The 18,033-nt window shown below is 60.0% G+C and carries 18 protein-coding genes; 8 read left to right on the top strand and 10 right to left on the bottom strand.

Annotated elements, in window-relative coordinates; translation table 11 throughout:
• Positions 1–181: 181 nt before the first annotated feature.
• Positions 182–1,474: a mechanosensitive ion channel family protein gene (locus QWJ46_RS29220; RefSeq protein ID WP_302755871.1), complete on the bottom strand. Its 1,293-nt coding sequence runs from the start codon at positions 1,472–1,474 to the stop codon at positions 182–184.
• A gap of 470 nt (positions 1,475–1,944) precedes the next feature.
• Between QWJ46_RS29220 and ugpB the strand changes: the two genes are divergently transcribed.
• The 8 genes from ugpB to QWJ46_RS29180 are packed head-to-tail and all read left to right on the top strand — an operon-like array spanning position 1,945 to position 9,108.
• Positions 1,945–3,267 (top strand): sn-glycerol-3-phosphate ABC transporter substrate-binding protein UgpB, encoded by a 1,323-nt coding sequence (ugpB, locus tag QWJ46_RS29215; protein ID WP_302755870.1) that lies wholly within the window; start codon positions 1,945–1,947, stop codon positions 3,265–3,267.
• A 59-nt stretch (positions 3,268–3,326) separates the two neighbouring features.
• On the top strand, positions 3,327–4,211 hold the full coding sequence (ugpA, locus tag QWJ46_RS29210; RefSeq protein ID WP_302755868.1) for a sn-glycerol-3-phosphate ABC transporter permease UgpA: 885 nt from the start codon (positions 3,327–3,329) through the stop codon (positions 4,209–4,211).
• A 12-nt stretch (positions 4,212–4,223) separates the two neighbouring features.
• Entirely contained in the window at positions 4,224–5,072 is an 849-nt protein-coding gene (gene ugpE, locus QWJ46_RS29205; protein WP_085861217.1) for a sn-glycerol-3-phosphate ABC transporter permease UgpE, read from the top strand.
• Position 5,073: 1 nt separating this feature from the next.
• Positions 5,074–6,120 carry a sn-glycerol-3-phosphate ABC transporter ATP-binding protein UgpC gene (ugpC, locus tag QWJ46_RS29200; RefSeq protein ID WP_302755865.1) on the top strand — a complete coding sequence of 349 codons (1,047 nt, stop codon included), beginning with the start codon at positions 5,074–5,076 and terminating at the stop codon, positions 6,118–6,120.
• 60 nt (positions 6,121–6,180) lie between these two features.
• A complete protein-coding gene (locus tag QWJ46_RS29195; protein WP_302755862.1) occupies positions 6,181–6,930 on the top strand; it encodes a glycerophosphoryl diester phosphodiesterase in 750 nt (249 codons plus the stop codon).
• A 9-nt stretch (positions 6,931–6,939) separates the two neighbouring features.
• Positions 6,940–7,725 carry a DeoR/GlpR family DNA-binding transcription regulator gene (locus QWJ46_RS29190; RefSeq protein WP_302755859.1) on the top strand — a complete coding sequence of 262 codons (786 nt, stop codon included), beginning with the start codon at positions 6,940–6,942 and terminating at the stop codon, positions 7,723–7,725.
• Positions 7,722–8,516, top strand: coding sequence for an HAD-IIB family hydrolase (locus QWJ46_RS29185; protein ID WP_302755857.1), 795 nt, complete (start codon positions 7,722–7,724; stop codon positions 8,514–8,516). Before QWJ46_RS29190 ends, QWJ46_RS29185 begins: the two co-directional genes overlap by 4 nt.
• 58 nt (positions 8,517–8,574) lie before the next feature.
• Complete coding sequence (locus QWJ46_RS29180) at positions 8,575–9,108, top strand: NUDIX hydrolase (RefSeq protein WP_302755855.1); 534 nt, start codon at positions 8,575–8,577, stop codon at positions 9,106–9,108.
• Positions 9,109–9,197: 89 nt separating this feature from the next.
• Here the strand turns inward: QWJ46_RS29180 and QWJ46_RS29175 are convergent, their stop codons facing one another.
• The 9 genes from QWJ46_RS29175 to QWJ46_RS29135 form a co-directional block, all read right to left on the bottom strand.
• The gene (locus QWJ46_RS29175; protein WP_302755852.1) at positions 9,198–10,109 is read right to left on the bottom strand and encodes an ABC transporter permease; all 912 of its coding nucleotides are present in this window, start codon (positions 10,107–10,109) and stop codon (positions 9,198–9,200) included.
• Complete coding sequence (locus tag QWJ46_RS29170; RefSeq protein WP_302755849.1) at positions 10,106–11,206, bottom strand: ABC transporter permease; 1,101 nt, start codon at positions 11,204–11,206, stop codon at positions 10,106–10,108. Before QWJ46_RS29170 ends, QWJ46_RS29175 begins: the two co-directional genes overlap by 4 nt.
• Positions 11,203–12,723, bottom strand: coding sequence for an ABC transporter ATP-binding protein (locus QWJ46_RS29165; RefSeq protein ID WP_302755847.1), 1,521 nt, complete (start codon positions 12,721–12,723; stop codon positions 11,203–11,205). The genes QWJ46_RS29170 and QWJ46_RS29165 overlap by 4 nt, the downstream gene beginning before the upstream one ends.
• Positions 12,724–12,726: 3 nt before the next feature.
• On the bottom strand, positions 12,727–13,827 hold the full coding sequence (locus QWJ46_RS29160; RefSeq protein WP_302755845.1) for a BMP family ABC transporter substrate-binding protein: 1,101 nt from the start codon (positions 13,825–13,827) through the stop codon (positions 12,727–12,729).
• 21 nt (positions 13,828–13,848) lie between these two features.
• Positions 13,849–15,228, bottom strand: a complete 1,380-nt coding sequence (locus QWJ46_RS29155) for an amidohydrolase (protein ID WP_302755844.1) — start codon at positions 15,226–15,228, stop codon at positions 13,849–13,851.
• Position 15,229: 1 nt separating this feature from the next.
• Entirely contained in the window at positions 15,230–15,889 is a 660-nt protein-coding gene (locus QWJ46_RS29150; RefSeq protein ID WP_302755842.1) for a glutathione S-transferase family protein, read from the bottom strand.
• Entirely contained in the window at positions 15,886–16,734 is an 849-nt protein-coding gene (locus QWJ46_RS29145; protein WP_302755839.1) for an aromatic ring-hydroxylating dioxygenase subunit alpha, read from the bottom strand. Before QWJ46_RS29145 ends, QWJ46_RS29150 begins: the two co-directional genes overlap by 4 nt.
• Positions 16,731–17,372, bottom strand: a complete 642-nt coding sequence (locus QWJ46_RS29140; protein WP_302755837.1) for a Rieske 2Fe-2S domain-containing protein — start codon at positions 17,370–17,372, stop codon at positions 16,731–16,733. Before QWJ46_RS29140 ends, QWJ46_RS29145 begins: the two co-directional genes overlap by 4 nt.
• Positions 17,373–17,503: 131 nt before the next feature.
• The gene (locus QWJ46_RS29135) at positions 17,504–17,797 is read right to left on the bottom strand and encodes an acylphosphatase (RefSeq protein WP_302755835.1); all 294 of its coding nucleotides are present in this window, start codon (positions 17,795–17,797) and stop codon (positions 17,504–17,506) included.
• Between the last annotated feature and the right edge of the window lie 236 nt (positions 17,798–18,033).

Here is an 18,033-nt window from a genome sequence, read left to right as displayed (position 1 = left end):
GCGACAAGGCTCAGGCGGCGGCCGTGGAAAGATCCGGATCGGCGTGATGGCAGGCAGTCAGCAGTCCGGGCGCTGCCGTCCTGTTCTTCAAGGCCGGCTCCTGTTCGGCGCAGATCGATGTCGCCTTCCAGCAGCTTGTTCGAAAACGGCATCCGCTCGGCGGATCAACGGACTTAGCAAATCAGTCCGGTTGTTTGATCTCTATAGGGCTTTTCATGATGATCTCATGATGCGGGAACGGAATAGAGATGCCAGCTTTCTTGAAGGCATCCCACAGCGCCATCAGGACTTGCCCACGAACATTTGTAAGCCCGTTCGCTGGATCCGAGATCCAGAAGCGAAGCCGAAAGTCGAGCGACGAAGCGCCAAAGGCGGTAAGCCAGCAGACGGGCGGCTTATATTGGTTTGCGACCCGGGGCACGGTCGATGCTGTCGCAATGGCGATCTTAACGACCTGATGCGGATCGCTGTTATAGGACGTCCCGAAGTCAACGTCTATCCGCACATAATCACTGGAGAACGACCAATTGACGACCTGCTGCGATATGAAGTCTTCGTTTGGAATCAGGTACTCCTTGCCATCGCGCGTGATGACGGAAACAAACCGCGAGCGCAGGTCGCGGATCGACCCGAACGTGTCGCCAAGGGTGATCGTGTCACCCGGCTTGATCGACTTGTCGATCAAGATGATGATGCCGGATATGAAGTTCGAGACCACTTTTTGAAGGCCAAAGCCTATTCCGACGCCAACTGCGCCGGAGAAAATGGTCAGCGCCGTAAGGTCGACCCCGGTCGCCGACAAAGCGATGGCTCCAGCGATTATGATCAGGCTGATCTTGATGCATTTGCTGATCAACACTTTGATGGAAGGCGATAAGTCGGCCGAACGCTGAACCCAGTGGGAAAGCATGTTGCCGATGAGGACGGCCAACCAGATCAGGGCGATCGCCAGCACGAAGGCTTTGAGCACAAGCAGAAGTGAGAGTCTCACCGCACCCAAATTAATTGCGAGCCCGTCAAGAGCAGATAGAACCGGGCCGTCAAGCCCGACTGCATAAAGAGCGATATAGCTCCAGCTGCCGATCGCGACGGCGCGTGACAGGGTCGGGTTGCGGATAATTTTGGTCAGGACGGAGATGAGGAACCATGCCGCTGCCAGCGTCAGAGCCGTGGACACAAGCCAGCGTTGTGAGGGCCACGCGCTCTTGCTCAGCACAACGTTGGCGAGCCATAACCAACCGACAAGGAAAAGCCACATCATCCGGCGCATAGGAGCAATGATGACCCGAAGCAGGTCTGGATTACCCTTGATCTGGCGCGCCTTTGCCTCCATCGCAGGCTCTGTGCGTGACGCAAGTAAGGACGCAAAACCCAAGCCCGCCACGATGATCGCAAGCTGAAAGAACGTCCATTCGTTCAGAATGAATGTCGTTAGCCACTGCTCGGCGATCTCGGTCATCTGCCTGATATTCATGATGATGATCCGATGAATGTCAGCTAGAGAAAGCTAGCGCACGAGTTTAGTTCATTTGGAAGAAACAAGCATCAGCATTCCATTTCGTCGTGCTAAAACAAGTCGATGAAACGCGCTCGCGGGTATCGATCAGCTTGCGCGCCTGCGCAGCCATGTGCGCCCTTCTTTCGCTGAGCTTCACGCCGAAGATGGAACGGTGCTGCGGCAAAGTCTGCGTTCCCGTTAAAATGATATTTTGGCGCTAACTGACACAAGGCGTTCATTTGAACACTGTATCGAGAATCCGAGCGGCTGACCGCGAAATTCGTGCCAGCCAATCACGCTTTGGAAGCAGGAGTGCCGGGCGGCCTTCGGTTTACGAGCGCTTCAAATGTTCATTTGAACATTCCGTTGTTGCAATGTGAAACTCGGCTGCTACCATCCACGCGTCTGGAGCGGGAGGCTGCGGACCGAGAGAAGTGGGAGAGACTATGAACAAGATCGCTTTTTTCCTGTCCGCAGGATTGACCAGCCTGTCCTTGTCCGTTCCGGCGATGGCTGCCACGAAAATCCAGTGGTGGCATGCGATGGGTGGCGAGAACGGCGCGAAGCTGGAGCAAATCGCCAAGGGCTTTAACGCGTCTCAGTCCGAATATGAAATCGTGCCGGTTTACAAGGGCACCTATGACGAGACGCTGACGGGCGCTATCGCTGCATTCCGCGCCAACCAACAGCCGGCCATCGTGCAGGTCTATGAAGTCGGCACCGGCACCATGATGGCAGCACAGGGCGCCGTCTATCCGGTGTATCAGTTGATGAAGGATCAAGGCGAGCCCTGGGACCAGAACAAGTTCATTGCGCCGGTCGTCGGCTACTACTCCGACACCAGCGGCAACGTGTTGTCGCTGCCCTTCAATTCGTCGACGCCGATCATGTATTACAATAAGGATGTCTTCAAGAAAGCCGGGCTTGATCCGGAGACGCCGCCGAAGACATGGGCCGAGGTGGAGGCCTTCTCGAGCACGATCATCAAGTCGGGCGCCGCCAAATGCGGCTTCACCAGCGCCTGGATCTCCTGGATTCAGACGGAAAATCTGAACGCCCTGCACGACAAGCCTTATTCCACCAAGGCCAACGGTTTCGGCGGCCTGGATGCGGAGTTCACCTTCAACAATGATCTGACGATCCGTCATTGGGGGAACCTGAAGAAGTGGCAGGACGAAGGGCTCTTCAAATTCGGTGGACCGGTCGGCGGCGATAACGCGCCTCCGATGTTCTATTCGCAGGAATGCGCGATGTATATGAACTCGTCCGCCGGCCGGGCGGGTGTCATCAACAACGCCAAGGCATTCAAGGTCGGCTTTGCGCCGCTTCCCTATTACGACGATGTCATCAAGCAGCCGCTCAACTCGATCATCGGCGGCGCCACACTCTGGACGCTGAAAGGGCGCCCGGAAGAAGAATATAAGGGTGTGGCAAAATTCTACACCTATCTGCAGAAGCCGGAAGTTCAGGCCGACTGGCATCAGTTCTCAGGCTATCTGCCGATCACCGAGGCTGCCTACAAGCTGAGCCAGGAGCAGGGATATTACGAGAAGAACCCCGGCGCAGATGTCGGCATCAAGCAGTTGACCCGGGTCACGCCGACCGAAAATTCTAAGGGCATCCGGTTCGGTAACTACGTCCAGGTCCGCGGCATCATCGATGATGAATTCGCGGCATTGCTCGGCGGCAAGAAGACCGCGAAGGAAGCGGTTGATTCCGTTGTCGCGCGCGGCAACGAACAGCTTCGCGATTTCGAATCCGCCAACTAAGGGCTCGGGGCAGGGCCCGCCTAGCCGGACCCTGCCTCTCCATCATTCTGTGAGGGCCCATGCAAACGAAACGAACCGTTTTTCCCAATAGGATTTTGCCTTATCTGCTTATTGCTCCCCAGCTTCTGATAACCGTCGTCTTCTTTCTTTGGCCGGCCGCAACCGCCTTCTGGCAATCGTTCCTTCGCCAGGATGCGTTCGGTTTCAAAACGAACTTCGTCTGGTTCCAGAATTATCGCCGGCTGTTTGCCGACCCGCTCTATATGGACGCCTTTGGCCACACGCTGGTCTTCGCCGTCTCGGTGACGGTTCTGTCGACGACGATTGCGCTCACTCTGGCCGCCGCGGCCATGCGTGTGCTGCGGACATCCCGCATCTATTCGACCTTGCTGATCTGGCCTTATGCCGTCGCGCCGGCGATCGCCGGCATACTCTGGTGGTTCATGTTCAATCCCTCGATCGGCATCGTCGCCTATATGCTTCGCAGCATGGGGATCACCTGGAACCATCTGATCAACCCGGATAATGCGATGGTCCTGGTCGTGATCGCCGCCACCTGGAAACAAATTTCCTATAACTTTCTGTTTTTCCTGGCCGCGCTGCAATCCGTGCCGCGCTCGCTCCAGGAAGCCGGCGCCATCGATGGCGCCGGGCCGGTAAAGCGCTTCTGGACGATCGTCTTCCCGTTGATCTCGCCGACGACCTTCTATTTGGTCATCATCAACATCGTCTACGCCATGTTCGACACTTTCGGCATCGTTCATGCGACGACGCAGGGCGGACCGGCGCGCGCTACCGAAATCCTCGTCTACAAGGTTTTTTTCGACGGTTTCATCGGCCTCAACCTGGGCTCCTCGGCAGCGCAGTCGGTCATCCTGATGATCATCGTTGTTGCTCTTACCGCGGTCCAGTTCCGCTTCGTCGAACGCCGCGTGCAATATTGAGGAGCGTCAAAGGTGGTTGAAAATCGTCCTTTCCTGAATTTCCTGGCTCACCTCGTCCTTATCCTCGGCGTCACGATCGTGATCTTCCCGGTCTATATCGCCTTCATCGCCTCGAGCCATGGTCCCAACGACTTTCTTTCCGGTGTCGTGCCGCTGGTGCCGGGACCGCACATCCTCGAGAATTATTCGACCATGCTGTCATCGGGAATGACGAGTTCCGGCGCGCCGCCGATCGGGCCGATGCTCATCAATTCATTGATCATGGCGGTGGGTGTCGCGGTCGGTAAGATTGCCATTTCCATCCTTTCCGCCTTCGCCATCGTCTATTTCCGATTTCCCTTTCGCACGCTCGCCTTCTGGATGATCTTCATTACCCTGATGCTGCCGGTCGAGGTGCGCATCGTGCCGACCTACAAGGTGGTCGCCGACCTCGGAATGCTGAACAATTATGGCGGGCTCATCATTCCGCTGATCGCGTCGGCGACGGCCACCTTCCTGTTTCGACAGTTTTTCCTCACCGTGCCCGACGAGCTGATGGAGGCTGCGCGCGTCGACGGGGCGGGGCCGATGAAATTCTTCCGCGATATCCTGTTGCCGTTGTCGGTAACCAACATCGCAGCCTTGTTCATCATCCTGTTCGTGCTCGGCTGGAATCAGTATCTGTGGCCGCTCATCGTCACAACTGACCAGAGCCTCTACACTGTCGTCATGGGTATCCAGCGCATGGCCGCGGTCGCGGATGCCGAGCCGCGCTGGAATCTCGTGATGGCAGCGGTCATCCTTGCCGCCTTGCCGCCCGTCCTCGTCATCGTCGCCATGCAACGCCTTTTCGTCAAAGGCCTGGTCGAAACGGAGAAATGAAATGGCCCCGATCAATATCGTCGACGTCAAGAAAAACTATGGTTCGATTCCTGCCGTCAAAGGCATCAACCTGGCTGTCGAAGACGGTGAATTCATCGTACTCGTCGGGCCTTCCGGCTGTGGCAAGTCAACCTTGCTGCGCATGATCGCCGGATTGGAGTCGATCACCGGCGGCCAGGTCGAAATCGGCGGCCGTAACGTCAACAAGGCGGAACCGGCCGAGCGCGATATCGCCATGGTCTTCCAGAATTATGCGCTTTATCCGCATATGACGGTGCGGGGAAATCTTGAATATGGCCTGAAGAACCGCGGCACGCCGCGGGCGGAAATCGATCGCCGCGTCAAGGAAGCGGCCGACATCCTCGAAATCGGGCCGATGCTGGATCGCAAGCCGCGCGAACTGTCGGGAGGACAGCGCCAGCGCGTCGCGATGGGACGGGCCATCGTGCGCGAACCGGCGGCGTTTCTTTTCGACGAGCCCCTGTCCAATCTCGATGCCAAGCTGCGCGTGCAGATGCGGGTCGAAATACGCCGGCTGCAACGCCGTCTGAGGACCACCAGCATCTACGTCACCCATGACCAGCTCGAAGCGATGACGCTTGCCGACCGGCTCGTCGTCATGAATGGCGGACTGGTCGAACAAGTGGGAACGCCGGTCGAAGTCTACGACCGTCCGGCAAGTTTGTTCGTTGCCGGCTTCATCGGCTCTCCCCCGATGAACCTCGTGCCGATCGAGGTTCTGGGTGCGGCCGATGCCAGGAACGTCTTGGCCTTGCCTGACGGGACGGACATTGTCGGTCTCAGGCCGGATGCTCTTCTCATCACAAAGCCCAGCGAGCCTTCCGTTCGTCTGAACGCCATCGTCGAATTGCTCGAGCCGATCGGCGGCGAAAGCCACCTGCATGTCAGACTGGGGGAGGGCCAGCAGACGGTCGTCCTGACGGTTCAGGGCCGGCCGGACTTCGCCGAGACTGCCAAGATCGAGATCTTCGCGCCGATTGATCAGATGCATCCCTTCAACAGCAAGACTGGACGACGCACGGACTGAAACGGCCCGGATTGCCCCGTTCGACATTTGCAGCGCCGAAAAGTGAGGAAAGAGAAAGAAATGCCACAGTCAGAGCCGCGATCCGGACCCGGCCGCAGTGAGGTTCAAGCACATCGAGGCGCATCCGCTGTCGCGCCCGAAAACACGATCGCCGCGTTTCGGGCGGCTGCCGACCAGGGCGCCGAATGGGTCGAACTTGATGTCGCGCTGCTTGGCGATGGGACCGCAGTCGTCATCCACGATGTATCGGTCGACCGTTGCTCCTCATCGACCGGCAAGCTCAGCGATCTCACCGCATCCGACCTGCGGAACGTCGACGCCGGCGCGTGGTTCGATCCCCGCTTCAAGGGCGAACCTTTGCCGACCCTTGCCGAGGTCCTGTCCGCATTGGGTGAGCTGCGGTTGAATGCCAATGTCGAGATCAAGCAGCATCCGCATCATAAATCTCTCGACCAACTGGTGAAGACCGTTGACGAGCATCTGAAGGCGCGCGCGCCGCAGACCAAGATCATGATATCGAGCTTCGACGCGGCGGCGCTGAGGCGCATGCACGAAATCGATCCGAGTTACGAGCTTGCCATGTTGTGGAGCAGACTGCCGGATGACTGGAGTGATGTTCTCCAATCAATTCCCGCAAGAACGATCCATCTCGGTTACAAGTCTCTCAGCATCGGTTTCCTTGAGGAGGCGGCGAACCAGGGGATCAAGGTGCGGGCATGGACCTGCAACAACCCGCAGCTCCTCGCATCTTTTTGGCCTGTCGGGTTGACCGGTGTGATAACAGACGACCCGAGTGTCTATCTCTCATAGGAAATAGCGATGGGGCATCGGGTCATATCGAGTCGACAACGCGAAATACTTGCGCTGATCGAAACCGAGGGTGTCCAGTATATCGATGATCTGGCGCGCCGGTACGATCTGACGACCCAGACGATCCGCCGTGATATCAATGCCCTGTGCGATCTCGGGCACGCGCGCCGCTTTCACGGCGGTGTGGATGTGCCAGTCGAAGGCAGCAATATTTCGCTGAACGCCCGCGCCCAGCTGAACCGACGCGCCAAGCGGCTGATCGCCAAGCGGGTCGTGGCCGATATCGGCCCGGATGCGACGGTATTCCTTGGGATCGGCAGCACGGTTCAATTCGTGGCAGAGGCGTTGCGCGATCACCATGGGCTGACCGTTATCACCAACAACATCCACGTCGCTCTTACTCTTTGCGAATCGCCGAGTGTCGAGGTCCATCTCACCGGCGGTCTGCTTCGCCATGACGACCGCGACGTGGTCGGCAGCGATGTGATCAAATTCGTCGAAAAATTCTATGCGACTTATGCCGTCGTCGGTGCCGGTGCCCTGAGTCCGGTGAACGGCCTGATGGACTTCAGCTATAGCGAGGCGCAGATCACCAATGCGCTTCTGGAGAATTCGCAAACACGTCTCTTGGCCGCAGACGTCAGCAAATGGACCCGCCACGCGGCGGTGCGCGTTGCACCTTTCAATAAAATCAACCGCTTCTACACGGACCGGCTGCCGCCTGATCCGTCGGTCGCTGCTGTGCTGGCCGAGAGCAGCATGGAGGTGGTGACCTGCGGCGAGGACATGACGTGACGTTCGTAGATCTGGCACCCTCTGCGCATGAATTGCAGCATGTGCGTTATCTCTTCACCGATATCGACGATACGCTGACGACCGAAGGCAAGCTTCTGCCGTCCACCTATGGCGCCCTTTGGGAGCTCAGCCGGGCCGGCATTGCCGTCGTGCCGGTCACGGGTGGTTCGGCCGGCTGGTGCGAACATATCGTCCGCGCCTGGCCTGTTGCCGCGGTCATCGGCGAAAGTGGTGCTTATTGCGTCACCCGCCGCAGCGGTGAGGTTGTTTTCGAATACTGGGAGAACGCCTCACTGCAGCGCGAGCGTCAACGCCGGCATCTTGATGCCATCGAAAAACTGATCTCGGAAAAATGTGGCGCCTTCAAGATCGCTCAAGACCAGGTGTTCCGCCTGGCTGACGTCGCAATCGACATTCAAGGTCATGATACCCGGGACGTCGAAGATCTGGCATCCGATATCAGGGCAATCGGCGGCACCGTCGCCATCAGTTCCATCCACATCAACACCTGGATTGGCGTTTATGACAAACGCGCCATGAGCGAACGCCTCCTGACCGGCATGTTCGGGGTCGACCCCGTTGAATTGCCTTCCGTCACGGCGTTCGTCGGCGATTCTCGAAACGATGCGCCGATGTTCGGTTTCATCCGAAACTCTTTCGGCGTCGGCAATATCCTTCCTGTTCTTCCGCATCTGCAGCATGTGCCGAGATGGATCTCCTCCCAGCCCGCAGGACTTGGGTTTGCCGACATTGCCGGGACAATCCTGAATGCCAGGACCACCGGCGAATAAGCCGCGAGCAGCCCACACCGCCATGCGCGGCCGCACGATGCGCTGAAGACGGAGCGTCATGAAGCCTACAAAAAAACGCAGCAAGTCCCGACCAGACAAGTCTCAGCCATTGCTGCGGCAGCTCGCGGCGGTTCCTGCGAAGCTATTCGCCGGCGCCTTCCGCCAGCAGTATGGCGCCATCTGCTTCCGCTATTGCAATGGCGGGCCGAAGATCGAAATTCTGGTGATCACATCGCGCGAGAGCGCGCGCTGGGTCATACCGAAGGGGTGGCCGATGAAAGGGAAGAAGCCTTTCGAAGCCGCTGCGATCGAAGCCTGGGAGGAAGCGGGCGTGCGCGGGGCGGCGAGGAAGAAACCAGTTGGCCGCTACACCTATCTGAAGGAATTCGACGACGGCGATGTGGCGCCATGTATCGTCGACCTTTTTCAGATCGAAGTCACCGAGATCGGAAACGACTTCAAGGAGCAAGGCCAGCGTATTCTCGAATGGGTCAGCCCTGATGAAGCGGCGCGACGTGTTCGAGAGATCGAACTCAAGTCGCTGCTCGTCGAATTTGAACCTCGGGGTCAGAAGAAGTCTGACCACGGTTGATGGTGGGGCTCCTCGTTCTGATTACCGTTCATGGCGGGCTCGGAAGGCAAGTTGACTCTCAATTGCCTTCGCGTCGACGGTCGTCATCATTATCGCTCGAACGGCTCGCCGAGCGAGGCGACGCCATTGAGCTTGAGCAGGCGGCGATCCGCCGAAATGATGCCGAGCACGATGATCGTCACCAGATATGGCAGGCAGGCGAGCAACTGCGACGAGACGTTGAGACCGGTTGCCTGGGCGGCAAGCCCCATCAGCGATACTGCGCCGAACAGGCACGCCCCGAGAAAGATGCGGCCGGTCAGCCAGGTTCCGAAGACGACGAGCGCAATTGCGATCCAGCCGCGGCCGGCAATCATCCCATCCGCCCAGAGCGGCGTGTAGATCGTCGCCGCATAGGCGCCGGCAAAGCCAGCCATGACGCCGCCGACAGCAGCTGCGGCGAAGCGGATTGCGACGACCGGGTAGCCGATAGCATGGGCCGCCTTTGGGTTTTCGCCGACGGCGCGGATGATCAGGCCGACCTTGCCATAGGCAAACATCGCCCAGATGGCTGCGGTCACGAGCAGCGAAAGCCAGACGACGATATCCTGGGTAAAGAGGCCGCCGATGACGGGAATATCGGAGAGACCGGGAATGGCGATCTTCGGCAGCGCCTTTACCGTCAGGCTCTCGTAGGTCTTGCCGAATAGTGCCGACAGGCCCTGTCCGAGAATCCCGATCGCAAGCCCGGTCGCGACCTGGTTTGCATTGAAGCCGAGGACGATTGCCGCAAAGATCAGGGACAGAAGTGCGCCGCCGAGGCCGGCGGCGAGAAAAGCCAGAAAATGGCCGCCGCCATGATAGACGATGATGAAGGCGATGACGGCGCCGAATGCCATCAGCCCCTCGACGCCGAGATTGAGCACCCCTGCACGCTCGACGATGAGTTCTCCGAGCGCTGCGAGGAGGAAAGGTGTCGCAGCAGCCAGCATTCCGGCCAGAACGAACTCGACGGCGTTCATGTCGGGCTCCTCATCGCTGCAGGCCGCCAGACAAGACGGTAGCGCACGAAGGCGATGGCGACGAGGTAGGCAAGGAGCAGGCTGCCCTGGAAAACCCGGACCGCCGCAACCGGCAGATTGGCGGAGACCATGGCGTTGTCGCCGCCGATGTAGAGCGCCGCCATGACAACCGCGGAGAGAACGATGCCGATCGGGTGCAGGCCGCCGAGATAGGCGACGATAATTGCCGCATAGCCGTATCCGGTCGAGATCGAGCGTTGCAGCTGACCGAGCGGGCCGGCGACTTCGGCGGCACCGGCAAGACCGGCTGCGGCTCCACCGATCAGCAGGGAAAGCCAGATTGCCCAGCTTTCCCGGAATCCGGCATAGCTCGCCGCGCGCGGCGCCAGTCCACCGACCTGCAATTTATAGCCGATGAAGCTCTTCTGCATGAAGACCCATGCGGCGATCGACAGGAGAACGGCGAGGACGAGCGCGACATTGACGCGCGTTCCCTCGATCAGGATCGGCACCATCGCGTCATATTGGAACATGACGGACTGCGGGAAATTGAAGCCGTTCGGATCCTTCCAGGGACCGAGCAGCAGATAATTGAGTAGCTGCACGGCAACGAAACTCAGCATCAGCGAAACCAGAATTTCGTTGGCATTGAGCCGGACGCGCCAAAAGGCGGTGAGCGACGCCCAGAATGCCCCGCCCATCATGCCGAGCAGCAGCATCGCCGGCCAGATCCATTGGCCGGTTGCGTCGGGCCACCAGATCGGAATGGCGGAGGCGAAGATCGCACCGAGGACGAACTGTCCTTCGGCACCAATGTTGAACACCTTGGCGCGAAAGCCGATCGCAAGCCCTTGCGCGATGAGGAGCAGCGGACCGGTCTTCAGCAGCACTTCGGAGAACGACGCCCATGAATAGAAGGGCTCAATCAGCATTGCATAGACCACCGCAGCCGGATCGCGCCCCATGGCGACGTAAAGTCCGAGATTGAGTACGATGGTGACGATAAGGGCGATGGGCGGCGCCAAAAGGGTGGCGGCAAGCGATGCCCGCTCCCGACGGACCAGAACGGGCAGGGCAGCGAGGAACGGTCTGCTCATGCGGTGGCTTTCTGGCGCTGCGGCTGGGCTCCGATCATGTATCGGCCGATCTCTTCCGGGTTGGTGCCACGCGTGATCAGTGGGGGGCTCAGCGTGCCATGGTGCAGGACCTGTATGAAGTCACTCAGTTCGAACAGTTCCTCGAGCTCCTCGGAAATGACGAGGATTGCCATGCCTTCGTTGCGAAGGCTCATGAGCCGCTTGCGGATCGCCGCGGCCGCGCCGATATCGACGCCCCAGGTCGGCTGGGCGAGGAAAAGAAGCTTGGGCGCCAGCATGATCTCGCGTCCGACGATGAATTTCTGCAGATTGCCGCCGGAAAGCGACCCGGCCTCGGCCCCTGGACCCCGCGTGCGCACGTCGAAGTCACGGATGCAATCAGTGGTGAAGGCCTTCGCCTTCACCTGGTCGAGCAGGCCATGCTTCACAAGGTTCAGCGGGTGGGCGGTCAGCAGGCTGTTGAGGGTGAGCGACATCTCGGGAACCGCGCCACGGCCGAGCCGGTCCTCCGGGACGAAGGCGAAACCGAGTCGCCGGCGGGCGGCAGAGTCGAGTGTGCCGACGTCGCGGCCCATCATGAAGATCTGGTCACGATGATCCCGCGGCAATAGAGTCTCGCCCGAAATCAGCGCTGCGAGTTCGCTTTGACCATTTCCCGAGATCCCAGCAATACCGAGGATTTCGCCGGCACGCACGGCCAGGCTGACATTCGAAAGCGGCACGGCGAAAGGATCCGCCCGGTAATCGAGTCCGACAAGCTCCAGGCGCTTTTCACCTCCGACCAAAGGCAGCGCGGCCATGGGTTGCGGCATGTCGCGGCCGATCATCAAGCGGGCAAGCTTGTGGGCATCATGCTCACGGGGGTCGACGTGGCCGGTCACACGTCCGCCGCGCAGGATCGTGGCGCGATCGCAGAGCGACTGGATTTCTTCGAGCTTGTGCGAGATGAACAGGATGGACACGCCGCCGTCCCGCAGCCGGCGCAATGTTTCGAAGAGCTTTTCCACCGCCTGCGGCGGCAGCACCGAGGTCGGCTCATCAAGGATGAGCAGTTTCGGATCGGTCATCAGGCATCGGATGATCTCCACCCGCTGCCTCTCGCCGACGGAGAGCGAATGGACATGAGCGTGTGGATCGACCTCGAGGCTGAACTCATGCCCGAGCTTGCGAATGCGCTGCGCAAGCTCGTTCTTCTTGCCGGACACGATCAGGCGGATATTCTCCACGACCGTCAGGCTCTCGAACAGCGAGAAATGCTGGAACACCATGCCGATACCGGCGCGCCTTGCCTCTGCGGGAGAGGCAAGGCTTAAGGGTTGGCCATTCCAGGCGACGGTGCCGCTGTCAGGCTGCTCGACGCCGTAGATCAGCTTCATCAGGGTCGACTTGCCAGCCCCGTTTTCTCCGAGGATGGCATGGATGGAGCGGGCAGCGACGTCGAGATCGATCTGCTGATTGGCATCGACCGGGCCATAGCTCTTGGTAATGCCGCGCAGCGACAGGAGCGGGCTTAGCATGGCTTACTTCGGCAACGGCGTCGTGACACCCTTGACGTGCCAGTCCATCGCGACGATCTGGGCGTCCGTCGCCGAGGCCCCCGAAGCGACACCTTCGCTGCCGTCAGCCTTGGTGATCGGACCGGTAAACGGCGAGAAGCTGCCATCGGCAACCTTGGCCTCGATTTCCTTGATCTTGGTCATCGTATCGGCTGGGACTGCCGGGTTCCAATCGACGACCTGGACAACCTTGTCGGCGACGCCGAGGAACGCGTTGGCGCCCTTGAAGGTGCCGGCAAGATGGGCGTCGACCGACGCCTTGAAAAACGGCGACCAGTCGGTAGCGATGCAGCCGAGGTAGGTCTTCTCGGCATATTTCTTCATCGACGAGTTGAGGTTGAAGGCATAAACGCCCGCTTCCTCGCAGGCCGAGATTACCGAAGGCGTATCCTGCGCATTCGAGAAGATCACGTCGCAACCCTGCGAGATCAGCGCCTTGGCGGCTTCCTGCTCCTTGGCCGGATCGAACCAGGAATTGACCCAGACGACAGACACTTCGATATCCGGCTTGACGGCCTGTGCGCCAAGAGTGAAGGCGTTGATGGAGGTGATCAGCTCGGGAATGGCAAAGGCCGACACCGAGCCGAGTTTGCCGGACTTGGAAACGGCCGCCGCCGCCATGCCGAGCAGGTAGGTTCCCTGAAAATACTTTGCGGCGAAGGGCGAGAAGTTCGGTGCGACCTGGAAGCCCGACGCATGCAGGACGGTCACCTTCGGATTGCGGCGGGCGATCTGCAGCGCGCCATTCTGATAGCCGAAGGAACCGGCGATCAGGAAATGATTTCCATCGGCGACGGTCTTGTTCATGATGCGATCGGCGTCCGGGCCTTCGGCGATATTCTCGATGACCGTGACCTTCACCTTGTCGCCATAGGCGGCCTTGATCGGGTCGATGCCGGCGGCGAGCGCATGGCCCCAGCCAACGTCGCCGATAGGCGAGGGAACGATGAGGGCAATGCCGAGCGGTTCGTCGGCGGCAAGCGCCGAGCGGCCGGCAAAAGCGGTTGCGAGACCGGCAGCCGCCGCGCTCTTCATCAGTGTTCTGCGTGTAAGATCGTTGGACATGTCAGTTCCCTCTTTTGGTTTTTAAAATTCGACGGTCGAAAGGGCCGCTTCCGCGGCGGCGAAAAGCTGGGCCTCGTCGAGCCCGGTAAACTCGCCGGCCTGCCAGACGATGCGGCCGTTGATCATGGTCAGATCGGTCGGCATGCCGATCCCGACCTTGGCAATCAGGCTCAACGGATCGTGGCGGGTGCCGACATAGTCCAGCCGCCTCGTGTCGATCGCGAAGAGGTCGGCGGCCATGCCAGGCCCAAGCCGGCCGATATCGTCGCGCCCAAGCAGACTTGCGCCGCCTGTCGTCGCATAGTTGAGGAAATCGACCGGCGCTGGAACCGGATGGGCACGCGTGGATGCCTTCAGGCACTGCAGCATATAGGCAGAGTGGATGCAGTGCATGAGGTTGGAATTGTCGTTCGAGGCCGCGCCATCGCAGCCGAGCCCGATACGCAGACCGAAAGCCGCCATCGCGGGAATGTCCGTCACTTCGGCGCCGACCAGATAGACCGGTTCGGGGCAATGGGAAACACCCGTGCCGCTTGCCGCCATCTTGCGCAATTCCTCGTGTGTCAGCTCCCAGCAGTGGGCATAAAAGCTGTCAGGCCCGGCAAAGCCGAGTTCGGCGCAGTAGTCGACCGTCCGCATTCCATGCCGCGCTTGGATGACCGGGCTTTCGCCTTCACCGACATGCGTGTGCAGCCGGACGCCGCGATCTCGGGCGAGCGCGACCGACTCGACGAAGGTTTCCCGGTAGCAATTGACGGGCTGGCAGGGCGCGACGACCACCTGCCGCATGCTGAAGGCGCCGGCATCGTGATAGCTGTCGATCAAACGGGCGCAATCGGCGATGAACTCGTCCGTGGTTTCCAGCATGGCGTCCGGGATCGTCGAGCCCTCGGACTTCGGCAGCGTGTTGCCGCCGCGTCCCGCGTGGAAGCGCATACCGAGAAGTTCGGCCGCCTCGAACTGGCGATCGATCAGACGCTTTCCGGCGTGCCGGGGGAAGCAATACTGGTGGTCGAAGGCCGTCGTGCAGCCATGCTTGATCATCTCGGCCATGGCCGTGACCGACGAATGATAGAAGCAATCCTCGTTCAGCCGTGAGAAGATCGGATAGATCCGGTCGAGCCATTCGATCACGGAGAGCTTCGTCCAGTCGAGATCCGCCCGATTGCGCACGAAACATTGGAAGAAGTGGTGATGGGTGTTGACGAGACCCGGATAGACAAACCAGCCGGATGCATCCTGAATGATCGTGTCGGCAGGCAGGGCCTCTTGCGACAGGTTGGTCCCGATCGCCTGGATCGCCGGACCGCTGGTGAGCAGATCCGCATTCCGGCGCACTGCCGGTCCGTTGCCTTCGTCGACGATAATGGCGGCGCAATTCTTCAGGAGGTAGCCCGCCATCTCACGTCTCCTCGTTGACGGGATGAGGGTCGGGCTTCAACTCGTGCAGCCGGTGGATGCCGGGCATTTCGATAAATCCTTCAAGGCTGCGGATGGCGCGCAGCCAAAGCCGGATGTTCGGATAGGGGTCAAGCGAGATTCCGCCATCCGGCGCCAGCGCCACATAGGGAAAACAGGCGATGTCGGCGATCGTCGCACGATCGGAAGCCAGGAACCGCATGTCGCGGAGGCGCCGTTCAAAGAGCCCGGCTTCGAGTTCGCGCAATGCCGCGATCCCCTGTGCCTGCAGGGCCTCGATATTGCCGGGACGCAGAAGCATCTGATGCAGCCGTGCGCCGCCGAGATTTGTCGTCAGCCGATGCGAAAAAGAGAGCCATTGTTGCACGCGCGCCGTCTCCTGCGGCGAGTTCGTACCCAGCCAATCAGGCCCGCTACTCGCGGCGAGAAAGGCGAGCATGGCGGAAGATTCGGTCAGCACGAGATCACCATCCACGAGGATCGGGATCGAGCCTGCCGGATTGAGGGCCAGAAGCTCAGGACCGCGATGTTCCAGGCCGGGATGGAAATCGACCGGCCGGATATCCAGCTTGACGCCGAGGATCGCAGCCATCAGGCGGATCTTGTAACAGCTCGGCGATAGGATGTAGTCGTAGAGCTTCATTGTGCGACCAGTTGTGCGCCATAGAGATAGTTGTGGCGCTTCAGCCAGCGCCGATAAGCGATCGAGGTCAGGTCGGCCCTCGTCGGAATTTCCATGCCGGGATCGAGCGGCAGAAGTGCCGGGATCTGGTTTTCGAGAATCGACCGATCCTGCAGGAAAATCATCTGCTGAAAATGGATGAGGTCTGTCATTGGCGTTACGTCATCGAAGAGGGCCATCCACGGCCACACGTCGCAAAGGTCTTCCGCAAGCGGCTGGACGAACAGGGTTATGACATCCCATTCCTCCGGACGGGGAGGGCAGGTCTTGTAAAGCACTGAGCAGGTCGGGGCCGGCACGCGATACATGTATTCGGTGGTTATTCCGCCAGTCGCCGACTTTGCAGCCTGCGGCTGGTAGAATTTGACCTGCGTCGCCCAGACTTCATCCTCTTTCTCGCGGATCTCGACTTTATAATTTTCGACCTCCGTGTGCGGCTCGGCGCCGAGAATATCGGTATGGACGAAGGGAAAATGCGCGATGTCGAGGAAGTTCTCGACTGCTCTCAGGGGAGAGCAGCGCACCCGCACGACGCCAACGTCGACGAAGCGGCGGCCGGGCTGGTCCGCCTCGGGAATGACAAACAGTTCCTTGGCGGGGGTGCCGAGGGAAGACCAGACATGACCATAGCGGACCTGAACGGGCAGGGCACGGCCATCGCCCGATGTCACCCGCGCAGCGCCGTCAGGCGCGCGTGTCACCTCGATGGGCTCGCCCATCAAGGCAGTCTTGCTTCCTGCCTCGGTGAGCTGGCTGAACAGGCCAACCGGGTACCATTCATCGAGCATCGCGCCGGCTTCTTTCATGCGGCATCCTTCTGGCGTTTCTCCACCCGGAGGCGGACGGCTTCGGCGATGCGGGACGCCGTAACCCGATCCGCGATGCTGCGACCCTGTTCGACCAGGACGTGAATGAGTATGCATCCGATCCGCGCCGCCGGCAGCAGCCGGATCCAGGGACAATCGGCGACTTGGATCAGCCCGTCCGCATCGGCTTTTCCGCCGGCTGCCGCTTCGAGTGCTGCAATGTCGGCATCGAGTGTCAGCGAGCGTATTGGCACGAGATGATCGAGGCGTGGCGGCGGCATTGCCGGTTCCCCGACGGCCACCCAGACGATGCCATCCGATTCCTCGACCCGCTGAACAGCGACGCGAATCGTCTCGGGCGGTACGAGATCGGGATGGGCAGGGATACGAACACATCCTCCCGTCGGAGAATAGCTCCAGCCGTGATAGATACAGGAGAGCGCCTCGCCCCGCACGAAGCCGTGAGACAATCGCATGCCTCGATGGGGACAGCGGTCCGAAGAAGCTGATGCGCGCCCGGACTGACTGCGCCAGAGAGCGATCGACCCTGCTGGGGTCCAGGCCGGTATGACAGTTGCCGGCGGCAGATCGGCAGAAAGCGCGACAGGCGTCCAGGAGCCGGCCGTATCGGAAGGCATGATGGTTATTTCCTCAATCTTGCCAGTGGCTTGACACCGCTGATGTAGCGCGGCTTCCCGAGCTTTGCAATCTCAGCCTCAGAGGTTTGCATAAAAGATTCGCATTGGCAACAATGATTAAATAAAGGGCATCAGCTCGGGTGCTGTTCCGACGGCGGTGTGTCTTTGGCACTTACAATCCTGCGCTGAATCGCGTCGACCCAGACATCCATCGGCCCAAGCGAACATCCCATTTCCAGCATGTCGATCAGCTCGACAGGTCCCGCGACTTCGAGTTCGATCCGGTCGGCGCCGGCATGCAAAAAATCTTGGGAAAGGCCGAGCTTGTCGGCATGACGGCGGATCCACGGGACGAACGAGGCGGAATTGACGTCGCCAAGGATCGTGATCCGTTCGCGTAATTCGCTCTGCCGTGATCGTCCCATGGAATTCTCTCGCGCTCGTTCTGTGCTTACAGCATAGCGCTTCGATGCCGTTGCGAAAGGGGCATGAGCGGCGAGAGGTCGTGGATCTTTCGACACGTCCGAAGGAAGGGCCGGCCGCTACAGGCGATGTCAAAGCTGATTAGGAATGCGACTCTGCCAACCGATTAGAAATGCGACGCTGGCACTGACGCTCAGCCCCCGATCCGACCGGCTGAGCCGGGTTGCAAGGGAGGAGC

Source organism: Rhizobium sp. CBN3, assembly GCF_030518245.1.
GTDB classification, from domain to species: Bacteria; Pseudomonadota; Alphaproteobacteria; order Rhizobiales; family Rhizobiaceae; genus Rhizobium; species Rhizobium aethiopicum_A.
This window is presented reverse-complemented; position numbering and strand designations above follow the sequence as displayed.